At 59.5% G+C, this 19,901-nt stretch carries 20 protein-coding genes; 10 read left to right on the top strand and 10 right to left on the bottom strand.

The features are described from left to right. Positions 1 to 7: 7 nt before the first annotated feature. The gene (locus K3G63_RS05015; protein ID WP_220612973.1) at positions 8 to 898 is read right to left on the bottom strand and encodes a 3-hydroxyacyl-CoA dehydrogenase family protein; all 891 of its coding nucleotides are present in this window, start codon (positions 896 to 898) and stop codon (positions 8 to 10) included. Positions 899 to 1,233: 335 nt separating this feature from the next. On the opposite strand from K3G63_RS05015, the gene K3G63_RS05010 reads away from it, so the two are divergent. Continuing rightward, entirely contained in the window at positions 1,234 to 1,404 is a 171-nt protein-coding gene (locus tag K3G63_RS05010) for a lmo0937 family membrane protein (protein ID WP_220612972.1), read from the top strand. Between the two features lie 109 nt (positions 1,405 to 1,513). Here the strand turns inward: K3G63_RS05010 and K3G63_RS05005 are convergent, their stop codons facing one another. Continuing rightward, complete coding sequence (locus K3G63_RS05005) at positions 1,514 to 2,281, bottom strand: hypothetical protein (RefSeq protein ID WP_220612971.1); 768 nt, start codon at positions 2,279 to 2,281, stop codon at positions 1,514 to 1,516. Positions 2,282 to 2,299: 18 nt separating this feature from the next. Then, positions 2,300 to 3,922, bottom strand: coding sequence for an ABC-F family ATP-binding cassette domain-containing protein (locus K3G63_RS05000; RefSeq protein ID WP_220612970.1), 1,623 nt, complete (start codon positions 3,920 to 3,922; stop codon positions 2,300 to 2,302). A gap of 308 nt (positions 3,923 to 4,230) precedes the next feature. Here K3G63_RS05000 and K3G63_RS04995 point away from each other — a divergent pair, with 308 nt between their 5' ends. Together K3G63_RS04995 and K3G63_RS04990 are read left to right on the top strand one after the other, a co-directional pair. Continuing rightward, positions 4,231 to 4,704 (top strand): DUF4199 domain-containing protein, encoded by a 474-nt coding sequence (locus K3G63_RS04995; RefSeq protein WP_220612969.1) that lies wholly within the window; start codon positions 4,231 to 4,233, stop codon positions 4,702 to 4,704. A 247-nt stretch (positions 4,705 to 4,951) separates the two neighbouring features. Then, on the top strand, positions 4,952 to 5,362 hold the full coding sequence (locus K3G63_RS04990; RefSeq protein ID WP_220612968.1) for a hypothetical protein: 411 nt from the start codon (positions 4,952 to 4,954) through the stop codon (positions 5,360 to 5,362). Between the two features lie 126 nt (positions 5,363 to 5,488). On the opposite strand, the gene K3G63_RS04985 is transcribed toward K3G63_RS04990, so the two are convergent. Continuing rightward, on the bottom strand, positions 5,489 to 5,896 hold the full coding sequence (locus K3G63_RS04985; RefSeq protein ID WP_220612967.1) for a hypothetical protein: 408 nt from the start codon (positions 5,894 to 5,896) through the stop codon (positions 5,489 to 5,491). 116 nt (positions 5,897 to 6,012) lie between these two features. On the opposite strand from K3G63_RS04985, the gene K3G63_RS04980 reads away from it, so the two are divergent. Then, positions 6,013 to 6,822: a murein L,D-transpeptidase catalytic domain family protein gene (locus K3G63_RS04980; protein ID WP_220612966.1), complete on the top strand. Its 810-nt coding sequence runs from the start codon at positions 6,013 to 6,015 to the stop codon at positions 6,820 to 6,822. Positions 6,823 to 6,941: 119 nt separating this feature from the next. Here the strand turns inward: K3G63_RS04980 and K3G63_RS04975 are convergent, their stop codons facing one another. Further along, entirely contained in the window at positions 6,942 to 7,136 is a 195-nt protein-coding gene (locus K3G63_RS04975) for a hypothetical protein (RefSeq protein WP_220612965.1), read from the bottom strand. Between the two features lie 190 nt (positions 7,137 to 7,326). Here K3G63_RS04975 and K3G63_RS04970 point away from each other — a divergent pair, with 190 nt between their 5' ends. Both K3G63_RS04970 and K3G63_RS04965 read left to right on the top strand, forming a co-directional pair. Further along, positions 7,327 to 8,136: a M48 family metallopeptidase gene (locus K3G63_RS04970; protein ID WP_220612964.1), complete on the top strand. Its 810-nt coding sequence runs from the start codon at positions 7,327 to 7,329 to the stop codon at positions 8,134 to 8,136. 121 nt (positions 8,137 to 8,257) lie between these two features. Next, on the top strand, positions 8,258 to 9,181 hold the full coding sequence (locus K3G63_RS04965; RefSeq protein WP_220612963.1) for a diacylglycerol kinase family protein: 924 nt from the start codon (positions 8,258 to 8,260) through the stop codon (positions 9,179 to 9,181). On the opposite strand, the gene K3G63_RS04960 is transcribed toward K3G63_RS04965, so the two are convergent. Together K3G63_RS04960 and K3G63_RS04955 are read right to left on the bottom strand one after the other, a co-directional pair. Continuing rightward, positions 9,173 to 10,396 carry a metallophosphoesterase gene (locus K3G63_RS04960; protein ID WP_310794559.1) on the bottom strand — a complete coding sequence of 408 codons (1,224 nt, stop codon included), beginning with the start codon at positions 10,394 to 10,396 and terminating at the stop codon, positions 9,173 to 9,175. The two genes, K3G63_RS04965 and K3G63_RS04960, sit on opposite strands and share 9 nt — an antisense overlap. Positions 10,397 to 10,499: 103 nt before the next feature. After that, the gene (locus K3G63_RS04955) at positions 10,500 to 11,135 is read right to left on the bottom strand and encodes an LON peptidase substrate-binding domain-containing protein (RefSeq protein WP_220612962.1); all 636 of its coding nucleotides are present in this window, start codon (positions 11,133 to 11,135) and stop codon (positions 10,500 to 10,502) included. Positions 11,136 to 11,267: 132 nt separating this feature from the next. Here K3G63_RS04955 and mtgA point away from each other — a divergent pair, with 132 nt between their 5' ends. Then, positions 11,268 to 12,011, top strand: a complete 744-nt coding sequence (mtgA, locus tag K3G63_RS04950; protein WP_220612961.1) for a monofunctional biosynthetic peptidoglycan transglycosylase — start codon at positions 11,268 to 11,270, stop codon at positions 12,009 to 12,011. A 76-nt stretch (positions 12,012 to 12,087) separates the two neighbouring features. Further along, entirely contained in the window at positions 12,088 to 12,537 is a 450-nt protein-coding gene (locus tag K3G63_RS04945) for a DUF4440 domain-containing protein (protein WP_220612960.1), read from the top strand. Positions 12,538 to 12,644: 107 nt separating this feature from the next. Here the strand turns inward: K3G63_RS04945 and K3G63_RS04940 are convergent, their stop codons facing one another. Both K3G63_RS04940 and K3G63_RS04935 read right to left on the bottom strand, forming a co-directional pair. Continuing rightward, positions 12,645 to 13,826, bottom strand: coding sequence for an App1 family protein (locus K3G63_RS04940; protein ID WP_220612959.1), 1,182 nt, complete (start codon positions 13,824 to 13,826; stop codon positions 12,645 to 12,647). A gap of 149 nt (positions 13,827 to 13,975) precedes the next feature. Then, positions 13,976 to 14,785 carry a M48 family metalloprotease gene (locus tag K3G63_RS04935; RefSeq protein WP_220612958.1) on the bottom strand — a complete coding sequence of 270 codons (810 nt, stop codon included), beginning with the start codon at positions 14,783 to 14,785 and terminating at the stop codon, positions 13,976 to 13,978. Between the two features lie 329 nt (positions 14,786 to 15,114). On the opposite strand from K3G63_RS04935, the gene K3G63_RS04930 reads away from it, so the two are divergent. Then, on the top strand, positions 15,115 to 16,236 hold the full coding sequence (locus tag K3G63_RS04930; protein WP_220612957.1) for a DNA topoisomerase IB: 1,122 nt from the start codon (positions 15,115 to 15,117) through the stop codon (positions 16,234 to 16,236). A gap of 130 nt (positions 16,237 to 16,366) precedes the next feature. On the opposite strand, the gene K3G63_RS04925 is transcribed toward K3G63_RS04930, so the two are convergent. Beyond that, positions 16,367 to 17,956: a hypothetical protein gene (locus K3G63_RS04925; RefSeq protein WP_220612956.1), complete on the bottom strand. Its 1,590-nt coding sequence runs from the start codon at positions 17,954 to 17,956 to the stop codon at positions 16,367 to 16,369. Between the two features lie 152 nt (positions 17,957 to 18,108). On the opposite strand from K3G63_RS04925, the gene K3G63_RS04920 reads away from it, so the two are divergent. Beyond that, positions 18,109 to 19,716, top strand: coding sequence for a hypothetical protein (locus K3G63_RS04920; RefSeq protein ID WP_220612955.1), 1,608 nt, complete (start codon positions 18,109 to 18,111; stop codon positions 19,714 to 19,716). Positions 19,717 to 19,901 lie beyond the last annotated feature (185 nt).

The raw sequence follows: 19,901 nt of genomic DNA, 5'->3' as shown, positions 1-19,901 counted from the left end.
TGTGGCCTTACTTACGGAAACGTTCGGCCAGCACCAGGTCCTTGGTACCGTGGTTCCAGGTGTAGAAACCTTCGCCCGATTTCACGCCCAGGCGGCCGGCCGTTACCATATTTACCAGCAGGGGACAGGGGGCGTACTTCTGGTTACCCAGCCCCTCGTGCAGCACCCGCAGAATAGCCAGGCACACATCCAGGCCGATGAAGTCGGCGAGCTGCAAGGGGCCCATGGGGTGAGCCATACCCAGCTTCATGACTGTGTCAATTTCTTCCACGCCGGCTACCCCCTCGTACAAGCTATAGATGGCCTCGTTAATCATGGGCATCAGAATGCGGTTGGCCACAAAGCCGGGATAGTCGTTTACCTCAGTGGGCGTTTTGCCCAGCTCTCGCGACAGGTCCATTACGCGCTGGGTTACCTCGTCGGAGGTAGCATAGCCGCGAATAACTTCCACCAACTTCATCACCGGCACGGGGTTCATGAAGTGCATCCCGATTACCTGCTCAGGGCGCTTGGTAACGGCGGCAATTTTGGTAATGGAAATAGAGGACGTGTTGGAAGCCAGGATTGCGCCGGCAGGAGCATGCTGGTCCAGCTCCCGAAAAATGTTCAGCTTCAACTCTACATTTTCGGTAGCGGCTTCTACTACTAAATCGGCATTTTTTACGCCTGCTGCCACGCTGGTATGAGTCGTCAGGCGGCCAAGAGTAGACGTTTTATCGGCCTCCGAGAGGGTACCCTTGGCTACCTGACGGTCCAGATTCTTGCTTATAGTGGCCAACCCCTTGTCGAGGGCCGGCTGGTTAATGTCGATGAGGGCGACGGAAAATCCGTGCTGGGCAAACACGTGGGCAATGCCATTGCCCATGGTGCCCGAGCCAATAACGGCGACGTTACGCATGTGGAAAAGGGTGGTGGGTGAGGATGGTAAAAGCTACTACAAGCACTATGCAAAGCTACGTCAAACCCCAGCAGTACACCCACCCGCGTAAGAATTTATGTATTTATATACATAATTTATTGCTACTAAATAGTGGTCTGAAAGCTCGGAAAGTGGGTTTTAGGTCAGAATATAACCAAGCGCGGAAAAAAATATGAATATACAATAAACCTTTTGCAGGAAAGCCCGCGTACAAAACCGCAAATGACCATCCGGCTTGCCAGCATAACTGGCCCGCTGCCTGGAACCATCACCAAACTCTCCCTAACCATCCATCAACTCTCTCCTCTCCAATCATGGGTAATCTGCTGTATATCATCGCCGTCATTCTAATCATCATTTGGGCCCTGGGCTTCTTCGGAGTACTCGGCGGCGGCATTCAAGGCAACAGCCTGATTCACGTATTGCTCGTTATTGCTATCATCGCCATTCTGCTGCGCGTTATTCGCGGCGGGCGGGTAGTGTAACCAGCTCCTGCATTCCACTTGGTAGTGGAATTCTTTAGTCCGAAAAACGCAAAAAAGCCTGTCTCAACTGAGACAGGCTTTTTTGTTGAATCGTCATTTCTGACACCAGTTATTTCAGATCGAACAGGAAGCTGAAGCGGATGACAGGTTGCCCGTAGATGTCATTAATCCCGTCGTTGAAGTTGTAGAGCACCACAATATCGGCGGCGGCCCGGTCGCTGATTTGCTGGCGGTAACCGGCTCCGGCCAGTGGCGTCTTCACGGTGAGTTTGCCTTTATACAGTTGCCCCGTGTACTGGTCCTGATACAGGACTTCCGCCTTCGTGACTTCGTACTCCCCGTGGAGGAAGAACTGATTAAAGACCATGAATTGAGCAAATCCTTTCACCCCTAGGCTATTCGTTTTGATACCCTGGTAGCCCCGGGCCGAGTAGCTGTTGTAGGCGTAGGAAATACCCGGGCCGATGGCAAACTTCTTGGAGACGCGGTAGCCAATGGCCGGCGCAAGGCTGGCGCTGAACTGGTTGAACCCGTACAGGCTGCTGAAGCCTAGCCCGAAGTTGCTGTAGAGGAAGTAGCGCCGCATGGGTGGTTCCGGGGCGGCTACTCCCGGCCGCTGGGGTAGGTCGAGGCCGGAGGGGCGGCTGGGGTCGTAGGGGGCGTTGGAAGCCGGTACGCCCGGCTGAACCGGCTCGGTGGGGGCCGTGGGGGTAGGCTGGTACACGGGCGCCGGGGTGCGGGCGGGGGCTGCGCCGGGCGGGGCTGTGTTCAGCTGGGGCTTGGTGGTGCGGGTAGTGTCCGTTACCTGCGCCGAAACAGTGGGGGCCAACCCAAGGCTGGCCCCTCCAAAAATCATTAGGAACAGAAGTCGTTTCATATCGGGGTTACAACGTAACTACGAAACCAACTGATACATGCGTTGGCGCTGCGTCTTGATATTTTCGTCGGCCAGGTACTCCTCGTAGCTCATGCGCCGGTCGATGATGCCGTCCGGAGTCAGCTCAATAATACGGTTAGCCACGGTTTCCACTACCTGCAAGTCGTGGGAAGCAAACAGGAGCGTGCCATTGAACTCCTGCAGGGAGTTGTTCAGGGCCGTGATGCTTTCCAGATCCAGGTGGTTGGTCGGGTCATCGAGCACGAGCACGTTGCCGGCTTCCATCATCATCTTGGAGAGCATGCAGCGTACTTTTTCGCCCCCACTCAGTACGTTAGACTTTTTCTGCGACTCCTCGCCCGAGAACAGCATCCGCCCCAGGAAGCCCCGGATAAATGACTCGTCCTTTTCGGTGCTGTACTGGCGTAGCCAGTCCACCAGGTTCAGATCGGTGTTGAAGAACTCCGTATTCTCCTTGGGGAAGTAGCTCGGGGTAATGGTGGTGCCCCACTTAAAGTCGCCGGTATCGGGCTTGGCCTCGTTAAAGAGAATGTCGAAGAGGAGGGAAGCGGCGCGGTCATCGCGACTGATGATGGCTACCTTGTCCTTCTTGTCCAGCGAGAACGATACGTTCCGGAAAATAGTCTGGCCGTCGACGGACTTGCTCAGGTTTTCCACCGTCAGGAGCTGGTTGCCCGCCTCGCGCTCCGATTTAAAGGCGATGTAGGGATACTTGCGCGAAGACGGCTTGATGTCTTCCAGGGTCAGCTTCTGCAGCAGCTTCTGGCGCGAGGTAGCCTGCTTGCTCTTAGAAGCATTAGCCGAGAAGCGCCGCACAAACTCTTCCAACTCCTTGCGCTTGTCCTCGGTTTTCTTATTGGCCTCCTGGCGCTGGCGCAGGGCCAGCTGCGACGACTCGTACCAGAACGAGTAGTTGCCGGGGTACATGGTGATTTTCGAGAAATCCAGGTCAGCCATGTAGTTACACACCGCATCCAGGAAGTGACGGTCGTGGCTTACTACAATCACCGTGTTCTGGAAGGAGTCGAGGAAGTTTTCCAGCCACAGCACGGTTTCGGCGTCGAGGCCGTTGGTGGGTTCGTCCAGCAGCAGCACATCGGGGTTGCCAAACAAGGCCTGGGCCAGCAGTACCCGTACCTTATCGGAGGTACCCAGGTCGGCCATGAGGGTGTGGTGCTTGTCCTCAGCAATGCCCAGGCCCGAGAGCAACTCGGCGGCCTCGTACTCGGCGTTCCAGCCCTCCAGGTCGGCAAACTCTCCCTCCAACTGCGCGGCCCGCTCCCCATCGGCATCCGAAAAATCGGCCTTGGCATAGAGAGCATCCTTTTCCTCCATTACCTGCCACAGGCGCTGGTGGCCCATAATAACAGTTTGCAGCACGGGAAAAGCATCGGCGGCAAACTGATCTTGCTTCAGCACCGAGAGGCGGGCGCCCTTGGGCATATCCACCGAACCGGTGTTGGGCTCAATCTCGCCGGAGAGGATTTTCAGGAACGTAGATTTACCGGCTCCGTTGGCCCCAATGAGGCCGTACACGTTGCCGGGCATAAACTTGATGGTAACGTCTTCAAACAATACGCGCTTGCCGTAGCGCAGGCTTACGTTGGAGGTGCTGATCATAGCAAAAAAGTGCGGAGAAACGGTAAGAGTACCTAGGCGCTGCGGGAACAACAGCCGCGGCCCGTAAAAATACGCAAAATGCCCCGGCCCATCGGAATTCAACCCGGCGGATGTGCTAGTTCTGGAAAAAAAGCCAGCCTTTCGCACAACAAGCTGCTTCACAATGGGGTATAAAAAGCAAAGCACCCGTTGCTCGGGCCGGGCCTGACAGGCCGATTAAAAACGAAAATTCAGGGGACCGTAGTTCCCGGCTCTTTCCACGGAAGCACCTGTTCTTTTCACCACCTAGTTTCTCTTCTTTCTTACGTATGGCTACCACTCGCATTACGCCCGAAACCAATGGAATTCGCTACGGCCTTTTCACTTCCGTTGGCATGATTGTGTATTTTCTGATTGCCTCCCTGACAGGGTTGGCCGAGCGCATAGAGTTCAGTTTCCTGAACGGGGTGATTCTGGCCGTGGGCATCTGCCTGGCCATTGTCAACTACAAGCGCTACCGCCAGGACCGGATGCCGTACCTGCACGGTTTTGGTACGGGCATTATTACGGCCATGGTGGCCTCCGTGGGCTTCGCCTTTTTCTTTATCCTGTACGCCGGCGTACTTAACCGACAGATCATGGAGGGCATTCGTGCTGAGGATCTGTTTGGGTTTGACTTATCGGTGACCATTGCCTTCTTGGCCATTATCCTACAGGGTGCCATGGCTGGGGTGATTATCTCCCTGGTAGCTATGCAGTACTACAAGAGCCCCGACCACAAGCCTGTAACTGAAATAGAGTAACCGTATCTACAGCAAGGAAAGCCGGCCATAGCAGCCGGCTTTCCTTGCTGTAGAGCTATATAGCGAGAGTGTAATAAACATGACTATTCGTTTAAATTTTTATACAAAAAAGATATATGAGGCCGTTCTTGTGTTTTATTATGTATATATTTGTACTAACAAAAGAGCGGCAAACTGAATTTTTCCTACGGGATATTGGTTAGCTCAGCACTACCGTTTATACACCTGCATGCCTTACCGTTTTCATATGAAAACTCTGCTACTTACTTTTCTCTGCCTTGTTACTCTGAGCACTGCTTCGCTGGCTCAAAGGAAAGACCGTTATGCTGAGCGTCCGGGCGGGGATGAGGGCCCCTCATTGGAGCGGGTTGAAGAAGTAACCCGCTTGATGAGCAACCAGTTGCATTTGAATGAAGCCCAGTTTATTAAGCTGCGCGAAGTGAATAAGATCAAGCTGGCCCGGCTGGAGGAAATCCAGTGGCAGTACGCCAATGATCTGCCCCAGCGCACGGCAAAGCTTGCGGAACTGGAAGCCCAATACGAAACGGAGTGTGGCCGCATCCTGACTCCCTCGCAGCTTAGCCTCTTCCAGGAAGAGCAACGCCGCGACAGTGTTCCGACGCAGCCTGCCAACTCCAACGAAGGCGGGCTAGGCTAACAGCCTGCCTACTGGTATCTATAAGCAAAGGGCCCTTCCAACCACGGAAGGGCCCTTTGCATTTTCAGGAGCCGTGCAGATACGGACCAGTAACTTGGCGTTCCGAAAAAGGAGGGCGCCAGGGGATTACCGAGAAGAAAGGACGGGAAGAATAACTTCTGTGATGGTGCCGGTGGCGCCGCTGCGCAAGAGTACCCGAGCCCGGCCCGAGCGCGGGTGCCCGGTGGAGCATTGCAGCCCGGAGGCCACGTAGTAGATATAGACCTTGTCACTTTGTTCGCCCAGTTCCTCTTCATCGGGGTGGCCCAGCAGCCGGGTGATGTCGTTAACGCGGGCTCCATACAGAAGGTCCCGGTGTTTTTCCAGTACCGGTAGCAGCGCAGTCCGGCGGTTTTGGCAGCCGTAGGAATCAGTGCGCCAAGTGGCAGAATCAAAACCGGGTAGCTCGGGTAGGGAGTGCCCGCAGCCAGCCAGTAACCCGCTCAGCAGAAGGCATCCGGCAACTTGACGAAGAAGAAAGGGAACGGTTTGCACAAGCAAGAAGTTTGGCACCAGAGTGGTACTGAATGGAAGTAGTATTTTTGCTGTATGCGGAGGGCACAGGGCTACCTTCGCCTCCGCAAGTTACTTCGCCCCGACTGATTTAGCCGATGACGAACGTGTTGACCCGCGCTGCTGCATTTCTTCTGCTTACTGTTTTTTCCCTGCCAGCCTCCTGGGCCGCAGTTGCCTCGCCCCGCACGAATGCGCCGGCCGCCACAAGCAACTGGAGTGCCCAACAACGGGCCATGGTTACGGCTGCCTTTGAGCAGCATGTGGCCCTTTCCTATGTGCAGGCCGGGCTTACGGCCGCCGGCCTGTCCCTGGACGTGTACCGCCGCGCCCTGATTGGGTTTTATAGCCTGCAACAGCGGGGCACTGTCAGCAGCCACGCGCAGGTGTTGTCCATCATCGATTTTGGCCGCTCCAGCACACAAAAGCGCCTGTGGATTATTGATCTGGCCAAAGGAAAGCTGCTGCACCACTCCCTGGTTGCCCACGGCAAGAATACGGGCGAGGAGTACGCTCAGAGTTTCTCCAACCGGGAGGGTTCCGAAATGAGCAGCCTTGGATTCTACGTAACCGGTGCTACGTACCAGGGCAAGCACGGCCTGTCACTGAAGCTGAACGGGGTAGACGCCGGCTATAACACCAACGCCCTAACGCGGGCCGTGGTGGTGCACGGAGCCGATTACGTAAGCCAGCAGTTTATCCGGCAGCACGGCCGCCTGGGCCGCAGCCAAGGCTGCCCGGCGCTGCCTGTGGCGGATGCCCCGGCTATTATCCGCACTATCAAGGGCGGCACAGTACTCTTCGCCAACGGGCCTGCCAGCATCGCCTACCGCTCCGCTTGGCTTAGCCTGGACCCGGCCCTACTGGGGTTTGCCCGGAGCAAAGGCCTGCTGGACCGGATTAGTTAATATATAGGGCCCGGAGAAAACAGCCCCTGAGCACAGCTTCACAGAAAAGCCCCGCAGCTTCCGAAAGGTAGCGCGGGGCTTTATTGCATTCACCTCTTTGGTTAGCCAGAGGAAGGAGGCTAGGCCCGGTCGCCGGTGGTTTTAACCAGGTTGATGCCGGCAAAAAAGAAAATCAGCCCTACCAGGAACGGAACCAGGGAGTTCATTTTACTCAGGCCCAGCCCTCCAATCTGAAGAAAGCCCAGAGCACCGGCAATAATGCCCAGAATACCTAGGATGGTAAGAATGCTGCCGAAAGTGCGTTTCTGATTCATTGTGCGGGAGGTTGCGGTGGAGGAGAGCAGCCGGCTACTGGGGCTGGCTGGAATAGGAACTGATACGTATACTGCCCGTATTTAGGTTCTGCGCTGGCGGGCAACTCTGCCGTAGGCTTCGCGTTACAAAGCCAGAAAAGCCCTCGGCCTTTGTTTTTGCCCTATTCACTCCCTTTCCCAATCTCCAATCATGAGAGGAAACCTTCGGTACATAATTGCGCTGGTTATGGCAGCCTTTGCCTTCATCCCGTACTACTGCAACACGCAGAAAAATGAAGTAACCGGCGAAGTACAGCACGTAGATATGTCGGCCGACCAGGAAATTGCCCTGGGCTTGCAGGCCGCCCCGGAAATGGCCCAGCAGTACGGCGGCATCCACCCCGACCGCCAGGCCGGAGCTGCCATTGAGCGCATCGGCCAGCAGATTGTGCAGCGCACCAAGGTTAGCCAGAGCCCCTACAAGTTTCAGTTTCACCTGCTCGCCGACGAAAACACCATCAACGCCTTCGCCCTACCCGGCGGGCAGGTGTTCATTACGGCGGGCCTATTGAAGAATCTTAAAACTGAAGGTCAGGTGGCCGGCGTGCTGGCCCACGAAATCGGCCACGTAGTAGGGCGGCACTCGGCGGAGCAGATTGCTAAGTCGCGCCTGACGCAGGGCCTCACGGGCGCCGCCGCCATCGGCCTCTACGACCCAGACCGCCCCGCTACGATGGCCAGTGCCGCGGCAGCCGCCATGGTTGGCAAGCTGCTTACTCTGCGCTACGGGCGCGAAGACGAACTCGAGGCCGACCGTCTGGCAGTTGATTTCACGCCCTCCGCTGGCTATGACCCCCGGGCTATGATTCAGGTGATGGAAATTCTGGAGCGCGAAAATCACGGGGGCGGTCCGCCGGAGTTTCTCAGCACTCACCCCAACCCCGGCAACCGAATTGAGGAGCTGCAACGGGACATTGCGGAGGATTTTCCGCAGGGGCTACCTGCTGGGCTGAAGCCGTAACCGCGCCGCCATAAAAACTTGCTGCCATAGCCGACCTTAGGTCGGCTATGTGCGTTTCAGGGCTAGCCGGCTCTGGTACTGCTACCCTGAACCGGCCCTCCGAACCTTCTACCTGCGCCCCATGCCCCCCGCTGTTTCTCCTGTGCTTCGCCACTTGCTGTTCGTGCTCAATCCTATATCCGGCGACATTGATAAATCGGCCCTGGAAGCCACCATCACCCAGTACTGCCAGGAGCGAGGCCGCACTGCCGAGTTCTTTCATACCAGCGGCAACGATGACTTAGCCCAACTCCAGGCGTACCTGCAGACTCACCCCTACGATGCGGTATTCGCGGCTGGTGGCGACGGCACGGCCAGTTTGGTAGCCGAAGCGCTGACGGACACTGAAATTCCGCTGGGCATTATTCCGCTGGGCTCCGGCAATGGGCTCTCGAAGGACCTGGGCATTCCGCAGGAGGTGGAGCCGGCCCTGCGCCTAACCTGGGACTTTGAGCTTACCTCAGTGGATACCTTGCGGGTAGGAGGCAAGTTTTCGGCTCACTTGGCCGATTTAGGCTTTAATGCCCTCATTGTGGAGCGCTTCGACCAGGGCGAAGCCCGCGGGCCGGCTGCCTACGTGCGGATTGCCACCCAGGAGTACGCCAGCTACGAGCCTGCTACCTACCTTATTGAAACCGACCTGGAAACCTGGCAAGGACCGGCTTTCATGCTAACCATTGCCAACGCTACCACCTTCGGTAGCAACGTTATCATCAACCCCGACAGTGAGCTGGATGACGGGCAGTTCGAGCTATGTCTGATAGAGCCTTTCCCAAACACGGCAGCGCCGGGGCTCCTCTACCGCCTTTATACCAGCGCCTTCGATGCCTCCAACTACACCCGCCGCATGTGTTGCCGCCGGGCCCGCATCAGCGTGCCAGGGAAGCAGCAGGTACTGGTGCAGATTGACGGGGAGCCGCACCATCTGCCTACGCCAGTAGACGTGACGATACACCCGCGCAGCCTGTGGGTGCTCCGGCCTGCGCTGCACGCTGCCTCAGAGTAAGGGCTGAGCTACCTGGGAAGAACTAGCTGGCTCGGATGGTGGGGTAGCCGCTTCGGGCGCATTCTGGAGCCGTAACCGGAATACCTCGTCCTGACCAGGCTCCAGGGTGCGTAGCCAAGCCTCCCGCTGTGGGTATATATCAAGGCTGAAAAACCCTTTGTGTTCGTGCACGAAGGTTGCCCGGCCGCCTTTCTGCACAAACGCGGTTTTACTGCCCGAGCCGCTTACCAGATAGTGGCCGCCTTTATACGCAAAATACTGCAGGTTATGGTCGTGGCCAGCAGCGTAAAGCACGCCGGGAAACTCGTGGAGTACGCGCAGCAGACGGCGGCGCATCTTGCGGTAACGGGGGTGGGCCATATCCTCTGCTGCGCCTACTACTTTCCGGTAGAGAGGCAGCAAGGAGCCAATGATGGGCAAGGGCACGTAGGCCTGCTTGTGCACGGTGGTAAGCGGAAATACGTGCTGTTTCGCTGTAAACTTACCTCCGTGCAGGGCGTTGGAGTACAGCGGATGATGCCCGGCCACTACCACGCGTTGATGCCGGTTGGCCTCAAGCAGGCGGCGCAGTTCCTGGAAAGGAGCCTTGGCATCGGCCGCAGGACGAACCCCGCGCTGTACCCACCACTGCGTATTCAGCACGATGAGCAGCAGGTCGGGGGCTAGCTGCAGCGAAACCGGGCCCGGGTGTCCGTCAACTGGCAGATAGTACGCCTGGGGCAACTGCTCGCGCACGTACGCTTCCTGGCGGCGCAAATACTCCCAGCCGTCGGGGCGGCCCTTGTTCCAGTCGTGGTTGCCGCTGAGGAACACCACAGTGCCCTGAAACTGCCGCAATACGTCTAGCAGGGCAGCAAAGCGGGCTTCCGCCGCGGCCCGTCCGGGGTGCTGCGGGGCAGGCAGCCCGGTTGGGTACACATTGTCGCCGAGGATGATGACCGTGCCAGCCGGTCCGGTTTGCTGCTGCCAGCCGGCCAGCAGGTTCAGAATGGGGTCGGTGCCATCCGTAGCCACGGCGCCCGGGTCGCCGAGGAGGGCCACGCGGTGCAGAGGGGCACCCGTGGGAGGAAGCTGTTGGGCCCAATTATTATGCGCGGGTGCTACGTAAGGCCGGCGCCGATACTGGCGCTCCTGGTAAAAGCGGCGCAGCAGCCAGCCCAGCCCCCCGAGGGCAAGGGCGCCGAGCAGATAAAGCAGAAGGGTAGAGGTAGACACCGGCAAAGCAATATAGTTAGCTGTACTATACGCAACTGCCGGCGGCGTGTCCGACAACCACGGATCAAGGCTCGGAAAAAACGAAGACTGGCCCAGGGGGTTCCTAAAAATTAGGGGGCGTAAGGTTTTTGAAGTGCCCGTTCAGACGGGCGCGCTCCTTAAGCCGCTCGGTTTCTTCCAGCACCGGCAGCACGCGCAGCAAGTGCGCAAATACGCGCTGCTGCCGCTCGGCCTCGCTGGCGGCTTCCAGCAGCTCGTATTCCTGCTCCGTGCTCATCCCCAACTGATGGGCAATATCATAGACTCGAAAATTAGTGGGTAACTCCACCAGCAGGCGCCGCAGGCCCAGCAGGTCGTAGAGCTGACGTAGCAGGGGGCGGGTTTGCTCCCGCAAGTCGGGGTCCGGGGTGTTATCGTCGGGAAGGGTTTCTACCTCAGCGCCGGCGTAAAGCTTGCCCGGTAGCTGGCGGTAGAACTCCTGCACCCGAAACAACCCCACGGCCCGCGTCCGGATGTCCATTTCCCCCGAGGGGTACGTTTTTTCCACGCCCATCAGCTGCATTTCGGTGCCCAGGGTGCTGACGCTGGCGTTGAGGTAGGGCGGGATGCCAAAGGGAATGTCTCGGGCTAGGCAGTCGTGAATAAGCTGGCGGTAGCGGGGCTCGAAGATGTGCAGGTTGAGCTTCTCGCCGGGGAACACAACGAGGTTCAGGGGAAACAGGGCCAGGGTGCGTGTCATACGGAAAGTAACTGGGTAGAAGGTGAAATGTAAGCCGCAACGAGTGCTGTTCGTGCCTGAGGGCTGAAATCTGCTACTTTTGCTTTGAAGCTGCGGCTTTGGTTTTTCCCTTACAAGTTAGTTACTGCTTTCGTGACAGATTACAGGCAAGCGGCCCGCCGGGCCGGGCGCGTGGCCCTGCAGGTGGCGGCCGCCCTCTTCCTGACCTCGGTGGCCTGGGTACTGGTATACCGGTGGGTAAGCCCGCCAGCTACCTGGCTCATGCTCGACCGGCGTGCTCACGCTCCGGTGGGGCTGGGCTACCACGGCATCCGGGAAGATAACCGCCGGATCAGCTACGCCTTCAAAACCCTTGACGAGGTGTCGCCCCACCTGCCCCTAGCCCTGGTAGCGGCCGAAGACCAGCGTTTCCTGCTTCACCACGGCTTCGATGGCGATGCCCTATTGAAGGCCGCCAAGTCCAACTTAAGCGGGGGCAAGCAGCTGCGGGGCGGCAGTACCATTTCCCAGCAGGTAGCGAAAAACGTGTTTCTGTGGTCGGGCCGCAGCTACGTGCGCAAGGCTGCGGAGGCCTATTTCACCCTGCTCATTGAGCTACTCTGGAACAAGCGCCGCATTATGGAAATGTACATGAATGTGGCCGAAATGGGCGACTGTATTTTCGGGGCCGAGGCGGCTTCGCAGCAGTACTTCCATAAGTCGGCGGCCCGCCTAACGCCGGCCGAGGCCGCTCTGCTGGCTGGAGTGCTACCCAACCCGCTGCGGTTCCGGGCCGCCAACCCCGGCCCCCAGGCCCGGGCCAAGCAGCGACGGGTAATGCGCAACATGCGTCGCCTGGGCGGCACAACCTACGTGCGGACCCTGATGGATAAGTAAGCAGCTACTAGCACCAGAAAGTACACTGCCCGCCGGCCGGAAGGTATTCCGGGGGCGGGCAGTGTATCTTCCGGCCATGAAGTATTCCGTTATTCCGCTGGTGGCCTGCGGGCTGCTGTTGGGCTGCGCTACCGCCCGGCCCGGTGCTACCCCCGCGGCCGCGGCGCGGCAAGCCATTACCCAAGTGCTGCACACCCAAACAGCTGCCTGGAACCGTGGCGACGTGGCCGGGTTCATGCAAGGCTACTGGCAAAATGATTCCCTGGTGTTCATTGGCAAAAGCGGCCTGACCTACGGCTGGCAGCGTACCCTCGACAATTACCGTCGCAGCTACCCCTCCGCCGAGGCTATGGGCCAGCTCAATTTTTCCGCCCTGCGCATTCAACCCCTCAGCCCCGACGCCGCCCACGTAACCGGCCGCTGGCACCTAACCCGCCCGAGCCAGGGCGACCTGCAAGGACACTTTCTGCTCGTTTTCCGCCGTATCAATGGGCAGTGGGTGGTAGTAGCCGACCATTCTAGTTGAGTATAGAGATGATGAATCCGTGAAACGGGGTGGCTGTTCTAGTAACAGGGCTTTACGCAGCTTTGTGCCCATAGAATGGGCACTCCCCGTTTCACGGGTTCACCAGCTCACTTCATTACCGGCTCGCCGGTGCCTTCGCCATCCAGCTCGGTATCGTCGTCCGCCGATTCGTCTTTTTTCTTTTCCTGCTCCACAGCCGGAATGGCTTCCTGGAAGATCAGGCCGGAAGCGGCGGCATGCTGGGCCGCCTCCACGGTATCCTGCACCAGTAGCATTTCCACTTTGTCGGAGCGAAGTTCTTCAGAGACTTGCTCAACTAGTGCAGCGCGGTCGGGACGGTTTACGTCGCGGATGTAGATGGCCAGGATGCGGCCGGGGTGGCGGCGCACTACCTCGCGGTAAATGTTAGCATCTTCTTGGCCTGAGTCGCCGATGAGCACGAAGGGCAGCGTGGGGTAGGTGAGCAGCAGGTTGTCGATTTCCTTGAGCTTGTGGCCGTGGTGCTCTGAGGCATCGGTGCTTTGCTTGCGCTTCAGGGCCATATCGCGCAGCAGCAGGGGGCCGGGCGGAATGTCGTTCAGGCTCAGGAAGTCCTCCAGTAAGTCATACAGGTTCCAGGGCGAGCTGCTGACGTAGAAGAAGGGGTTGTTGCGCTTGCCGTTGCGGCCCAGCTGGAGCTGCCGGTAAAACTCGGCTACGCCCTTGAAGGGGAGGCGGGAGCGGGCGTTGCGCAGCAGCACCGTGCGGGCCATGCGCAGCAGATCCGTAGCCGACGTTTGGATTACCGTATCGTCGAGGTCGGAAATGATGCCGTACTCAGCATCGGCCGGCGGAATAAGCACCATGGCTTGCGTACCCAGAGCCGGGGGCGTGGGAAAGGGCGCCGGCGCCTGGCGCAGCAGCACATCCACCGGGTACCACAGAAAATCAATCGGTTCGGGCAGCCGCTGGGGCTCCAGGTTCAGGGTAAAGTAGCCTTCTTCGTCCGTCACTACCAAGTGGTCAGTGCCGTCGGCGGGGCGCACGCTCACCTGAGCACCGCTGATTTCGTTGCTGTCGAAGCGCCGGTACATATTCAGCAGGTTGTGCCAGCGCGAGTCGGTGGGGTCTGGCTCCCCAATGCCCTTGTCGGTGAGCAGGCGGCCCTTTACATAAAGGCGGCTGGTGGTACCGTAACTGCGGTAGGAGAGCAGCTGAAGCGGTTGCAGGAGCCCGAGGCGGGCCCGGGCCCGGGTGAGGGCGTCATCGGCCCGTTCGGCCCAGCTGCTGAGTTTGTCGAGGAGTGGCATCGAGCGTAAAGAAAGCGGAAAAGCGAAAGCTCTACCTACGCAGGCCTACCCGGCGCGAGTTGCGGACAACTTCCGATTAGCTCCGCAATAGGCACAAAAAAGGCCTCCTGCTGGTGTAGGAGGCCTTTTCTTGGCTCGGTAGTTCCGGCTTACAGCGCGCTCTTGAGCGTGTTAAAGTCGTTGCTGGCCGCCGTGCGGTTGCGGCAGCCCAACTGGTCGGCCTTGGTTTGGATGTTCTGGATGCGCGAGCCGGGGTTGGGGTGGGTACTCAGGAACTCGGGCGGGGAAGCCTGGCCATCCTGCTCGGCCTTGATGAAGAAGCCAGCGGCCCCGTCGCAGGCGTAGTAGTTGGTGCCGTTCAGGTACTCCACTGAGTAAGTGTCGGCCTCGGTTTCGTAGTCGCGGCTGAACTTGAGCTGGCCCAGGCTGGAGGCTACATCCACCAGCGTATTCTGGTTTTCGCCCAGCAGCAAACTCAGCAGCACGCTGATGCCGTACTGGTTCTGGAGCTGGCGGGAGGTGTGGCGGCGGTCGGCGTGGGCAATTTCGTGGCCCAGTACCCCAGCCAGTTGGGTTTCATTATCGAGGTACTTGATCAGGCCCGAAAACACGTAAATGTGGCCGCCGGGGGTAGCAAAGGCGTTTTGGGTCTGATCGTCGCGGATGATCTTTACGTCCCAGGGAAAGTCGTTGCGGTACTGCAGCTTGCCGTTATCGAGCACGCGGGTGACGATGCGGCCCAGGGCGGCGTAGGCGGTGGGGTTACTGCCAGGTTCTAGCAGCTGGCCCTTGGCCCGGTAGGTTGAGTCGGTTTGGGCGGCTACTTTTTCGCCGAGGGCTTTGTCGTCTTCCACCGAGAAAAGCAGCACGCCGTCGCCGTCTTTAGAGCAGGAAGATACGGTGCCCAGGGAAGCAACAAGGCCGGCAAGGAGCCAGGGTTTGAGCAGAGAACGACGCATAAAACGCGGAAATGTGATAAGTGGAAAGAAGAGCACTACGGGCGCTGTCAAGAAAAAACAGTGCCAGAACCCGCGCCGTGCTAACGGGCCGGCCGCCGCAGATGTTGCCCGGCGTGGGGTTTCGGCCACCTTCCGGGAGGTAGCTGCCGGAGTATCAGCGGAGAAAAACGTAGTGGCCGGGCTGTGGCTTGCCGCGAAAAAATAGCTGGCTGCTGAGCCTACGGCCGCCAGGCTAGCACAGCCGCGCCGGGACCTCACCATTTCTGACTGTAGCACGTAGACAGGAGCCCGTGGGCTACTGTGGCGCATGGACCTCTGAATAATCTGCAATGTCAACTCCTGCTACCCCTCGCCCTAAAACCCGCAAAAAGAAGTTAGAGCCTCTGGAGGAGGCCCACATTCTCTATAAAGACCCCGCCCGGCAGGCTGAGCTGGCGGGCTTGCGCTACCTCACCGATACCAAGCCGGGCCTGACCCGAGTAGCCACCAAAAACGGCGAGTTTCGCTACCTCACGGCCAAGGGAGAGCCTGTGGAAGACGAGAAAACTCTGGCTCGCATCCACAGCTTCGTGATTCCGCCGGCCTGGACGGACGTCTGGATTTCGCCCTCGCCCAACACGCACCTGCAGGTGACGGGCCGCGACGCCAAGGGCCGCAAGCAGTACCTCTACCACGCCGCCTGGGACCAGGCCCGGGCCCTGACCAAGTTCAGCCGCCTACGAGCTTTTGGGGAAAAGCTGGCCGACTTGCGCCAGCAGCTTTACCAGGACCTGGCCCGCCCGGCTCTCGATAAGCGCAAAGTGGTAGCCCTGGTGCTAACCTTGATGGACCAGTCGTTTATGCGGGTGGGCAACAGGGAATACGCTAAAAAGAACAAAACCTACGGCCTGACAACCCTGCGCGACAAGCACGTGCAGGTGAGTGGGGCCGATGTGCGCTTTAGCTTCGTGGGTAAGAAAGGAGTGCCCCACGACCTGACTATTCACGACCGGAAGCTGGCCCGCCTGGTGCAGAAGTGCAAGGAAATTCCCGGGCAGCACCTGTTTCAGTACTACGCCCCCGATGGGCACCGCGAGGAACTGGAATCGGGCGACGTGAATGAGTACCTGCACGAGGTAACCGGCCTAAACCTGTCGGCGAAGGACTTCCGGACCTGGGGCGGCACCGTGAAAATGGTAGAAGCCCTGGAGCGCGTCATTGACGAGGAGCCCAGTTTCCCGAAGCCTAAAACCCTGAAACGCGCCCTGAAGGATGTAGCCGGTAACCTGGGCAATACGCCCACGGTCTGCTCCAAGTACTACATTCATCCTCAGGTAGTGGAACTGTTCAACTCCGACCAGCTCATTGACTACCTGCGCCGCCACGACGCGGACCCTGCCGAAAACGACCTGCTCACACCCACCGAGCATATGGTGCTGGAAATGCTCCGGGAACTGGAGATAGAAAAGTAGTGGGTTAGTGAAGCAAGGGCTTAGTGCTTGCCAAGCCCCAGTGGCACGACACAATTCCTCTACGAAGTAGCATTGTGCCGCCGGGGCTTGGCGAATAAACCAGTGCTGGTTATTCAGCATTTAGCCGGCCCTACCGTCCGGAGCCGTCCCGGTCGAAGGCGTGGGAGACGACGCTGTGGTCCGTGCGGTCCTTGGTTTCGGGACCGGGTACCAGTTCGTTGTTGCGCCGGGTGTCAAAAAAGCGGGTCCGCTTGCGCCAGCCCGCTACCCGCGACGAGTCCTGAAGCAGGTCGGAGCCAGGCCCGCCGTATATGTTCAGGAACGGGGAGTGGCGAACCTCTCCGGAAACGATAAATTCGTCTTTGCCATGCAAGCCGTGCAGGGCTACCGTACGTGTGTCGGCGGGGTTAAAGCGCCGCTGATACAGCAGGCGAGGTACCCCGCTACGCTCTTCGGGCACCTGGTACACCGATACCACCGTGGCCGTATCATTACGACGTTCTACCACAAAGCGCTCGGCCTGATCAGTGCCCGCGACTACCACGTGCCGGGCCTTCAAGCGGTAAAACTCTGTAGCAGCGTCGGGAAGCTCAGTGCGGCGTGCGCGTAGGGCCGCCTCCATCGCCGCGCCTTCCTGGTGGTATACCTCCCTGGGCAACCCCTGGCGCACGGCCCGCGCAATAACCTCGTCGGTAAGGCGGGCCTGCAGGTCGCGAGCTGTCCGATCATATACTTGGCGGGGCACTCCGGCCAAGGCCCGCTCATCAATAAAGGCTGCATTGCGAGTGTACCCCTCAATGCTCTGGTAGCGGGGGCGGAATGTCCGGAACTTACTGACTGCTTTGCTGGCCACCCAGGAAATAAGGCCATCATCAAACCGGAAGAAAACCTGGTCCCGGTCCTGGGGTACGGGGCGCCAGAGGGTACGGCCATCGGGCTGGGGGTAGGCGGCCCAGCTCCACTGGCCTTCGTGCCGGTCCCAGTCGCCCAGCCAGATATCCAGCAGTCGGGCCCGCAGGTAAGCCTCGCCGTCAATCTGGTGGCGGGGGTTGGCATAGCGCGCCGTGAGCATATCATCGGACTCTTCCAGGGCCGCGGCCCCTGCTACCGGCCCCGCAATGTTCTCCTTACCCTCGAATTTCTCTTCCAGCAAGACCACCTTGCCCCGCAGTCGCTCAGACGCTTCCCCCAGGCCTTGCTCATCGGGCCGGACGTAGTAGGCGCGGGGAGTGGTATGCGGCACGCCGGCTGCTTCCGCCAGGGGCGGTACCACAAACGCCCCGTAGGGCATTCCGGCCGACGTAGCGTCGCGCACAGCCTGCAAGATAAAGCCTTGGCGGAGTACTTTCGGCAGGGTGCGGTAGGGGTCTTTGTCGATGCTGCGAAGGGCGTAGCCGCGGCCCGAAGGAGTCACCAGAGTCATGCTGGTCGTCTGGAAGCCGCCGCCCAGCTTGCCAAATTTCACCCCGCCGACTACTACGCTCTCGGGCTTGAACACGGGCAGCGTGACAGGTTGTACCCAACTGGGCCGGTGGTGCGTGCCGAGCAGCACCCGCCCCAGCGGCCCGCGGTGGTAGTGGCGCCCGGCCGTGACGCGGGCACTGTCGGCGCCGGTGGGAAGCGGCGTGGTAAACTCAACGCGGGCATCGGGTTGAAAGTAGGTTTCCCGGCCGCAGGCAGCGGCGGAGAAGAGCAGAAGCGTGAGGTAGCGAAGATTCATGCGGGGCGGAATACGCGGCTAGGCTCCTTGAACGCAACTTATCAGGAAAAGTACGTGCTCCACAGTACAACCGCCACCGGGCGGTTTGCGCTATAAGGGCAGCGGTCCGCAGCCGGGTCGTAGTTTCTGGTCGTTGTAACCTGTTGTTTTCCGTGCGTTTCTCTTCCCGCGTGTTCCTGCCTGCCGGTGCGTCGACTGGCGGCCTGGTAGCCGGCCTGTTGCTCATGTCTTGCTCGGCCCCGGCCCAACGCGCGGCCTCTGTTCCCGCGGCCATCAGCCCCGACTCCACGGTGCGGGTAGCGGCGGGGCCGCAGTACGAGCGGAGCGCCCTGTACCGGTTTTTCTGGGGTACGCACTACCGGGCCCTCTGGGCCCTGCCCGTCACGGCGCCCGTGTTTAACCTGCGCACGGCCGTACCCGGCGGCCTGGTGCCCATCCGGGAAGGAGGCTCGTTTCAAACCAAGAACCTGCGGCTGGTGGACCGCAATGGCACGCAGTATGTCTTGCGCTCTGTGGACAAGGACGCCACCAAGGCCCTGCCGGAAAGTTTGCAAAGCGGCCCCATCGGGAGCCTGATGAAGGACCAAACCAGCGTTATTCACCCCTACGGCGCCTACATTGTGCCCCCGCTGGCCCGGGCGGCGGGGGTGTACTCCACCAACCCCCGGCTGGTGTACGTGGCCGACGACCCCGCCCTGGGTGAATTTCGGGCGGGGTTTGCCAACGCTTTGTACTTGTTTGAGGAGCGGCCCGAGGGCGACCAGCGGGCCGTCAGCAGCTTTGGCTACTCCACGCTGGTAGAAAGCTCCCGCAAAGTATTCACCAATCTGGTGGCAAGCAGCCGGTTCCAGGTAGATGCCCGGCAGTACCTGCGCAGCCGCTTGTTCGATATGTGGCTGGGCGACTGGAGCCGCCGCGAGGACCAGTGGCGCTGGGCCAGTTTTCCCTCGGCCGACGGCGGCACTGTGTACCGGGCCATCCCCCGCGACCGGGACCATGCTTTTTTCAAGTTCGATGACGGCCTGCTTACCCACATCATTGGCTGGGTGAAATCCAACTACCAGAGCTTCCACGAAACTATTCGGCTCTCCGATGTGGAAGGCCTCAACAAAGCTGCCCGCCCGATGGATAAGTCGCTGCTGGCCTACCTTACTCAGGACGATTTCCGGCAGATTGCCGATTCCCTGCGCGGGGCTCTCTCTGATCCGGTAATTACCCAGGCGCTGGCCGTCTGGCCCCGGGAGGTACAGCAACTGGCTGCCTCCGAGTTCAGGCAGAAACTGCGCCGCCGCCGCGACCAGCTGCCAGCTGTGGCGGCGAAGTTCTATGCCCTGTTGGCCCAGGATGTGGAGTTGCCCGGCACGGATGAGGCCGAGCGGTTTGTAATAGAAGCCGTCGGACCCCGACAGGTGCGGGTGCAGGTCTTTCGTCTTACGCCACAGGGCGCAACGCTGATTCATGAACGCCTGTTTAGCAGTCCGCAAACTCGCTCGCTTAAACTGTTTGGGCTGGGGGGGAATGATGCCTTCGAGGTGCGTGGCGACCCAGATCCGCACATAAAGATTGGAGTGTATGATGGCGCCGGACAGGATTTGCTGGAAATCACGGCAGCTCCACCCAAACCTCGCAACCGCCTGACTGTGTATGATAGCGGCGACGGCAACACATTGCGCCTGGGTAAAACTGACGTAGAGAAATATGAGCCGCGGGCCGATGAGTTTGACGCTGCTGGCTGGCTTCTGCGCCACCGGTTGTACTAATGCAGCGCACTCAGCAACCTAAGCTGGCAGGCCTCTACCCACATTACTATCCAAGGGTAGTGCGGCGGCACTCCTACGCTCAATGCAGGCCGTTTTAGAAGGGGGACTGGACGCCGTGGCTACCAAAGCAAGGTTTTCGGTGTAAAGCAGGACGCGTGGCGTCTCCAACCACCAGAAGACAACAG

Origin of the sequence: Hymenobacter sp. HSC-4F20 (genome assembly GCF_019599275.1) — a bacterium.
In the GTDB taxonomy this organism is placed as follows: domain Bacteria; phylum Bacteroidota; class Bacteroidia; order Cytophagales; family Hymenobacteraceae; genus Hymenobacter.
The sequence above is the reverse complement of the archived record's forward strand: the minus strand, read 5'-3'. Positions and strand labels throughout refer to the sequence as shown.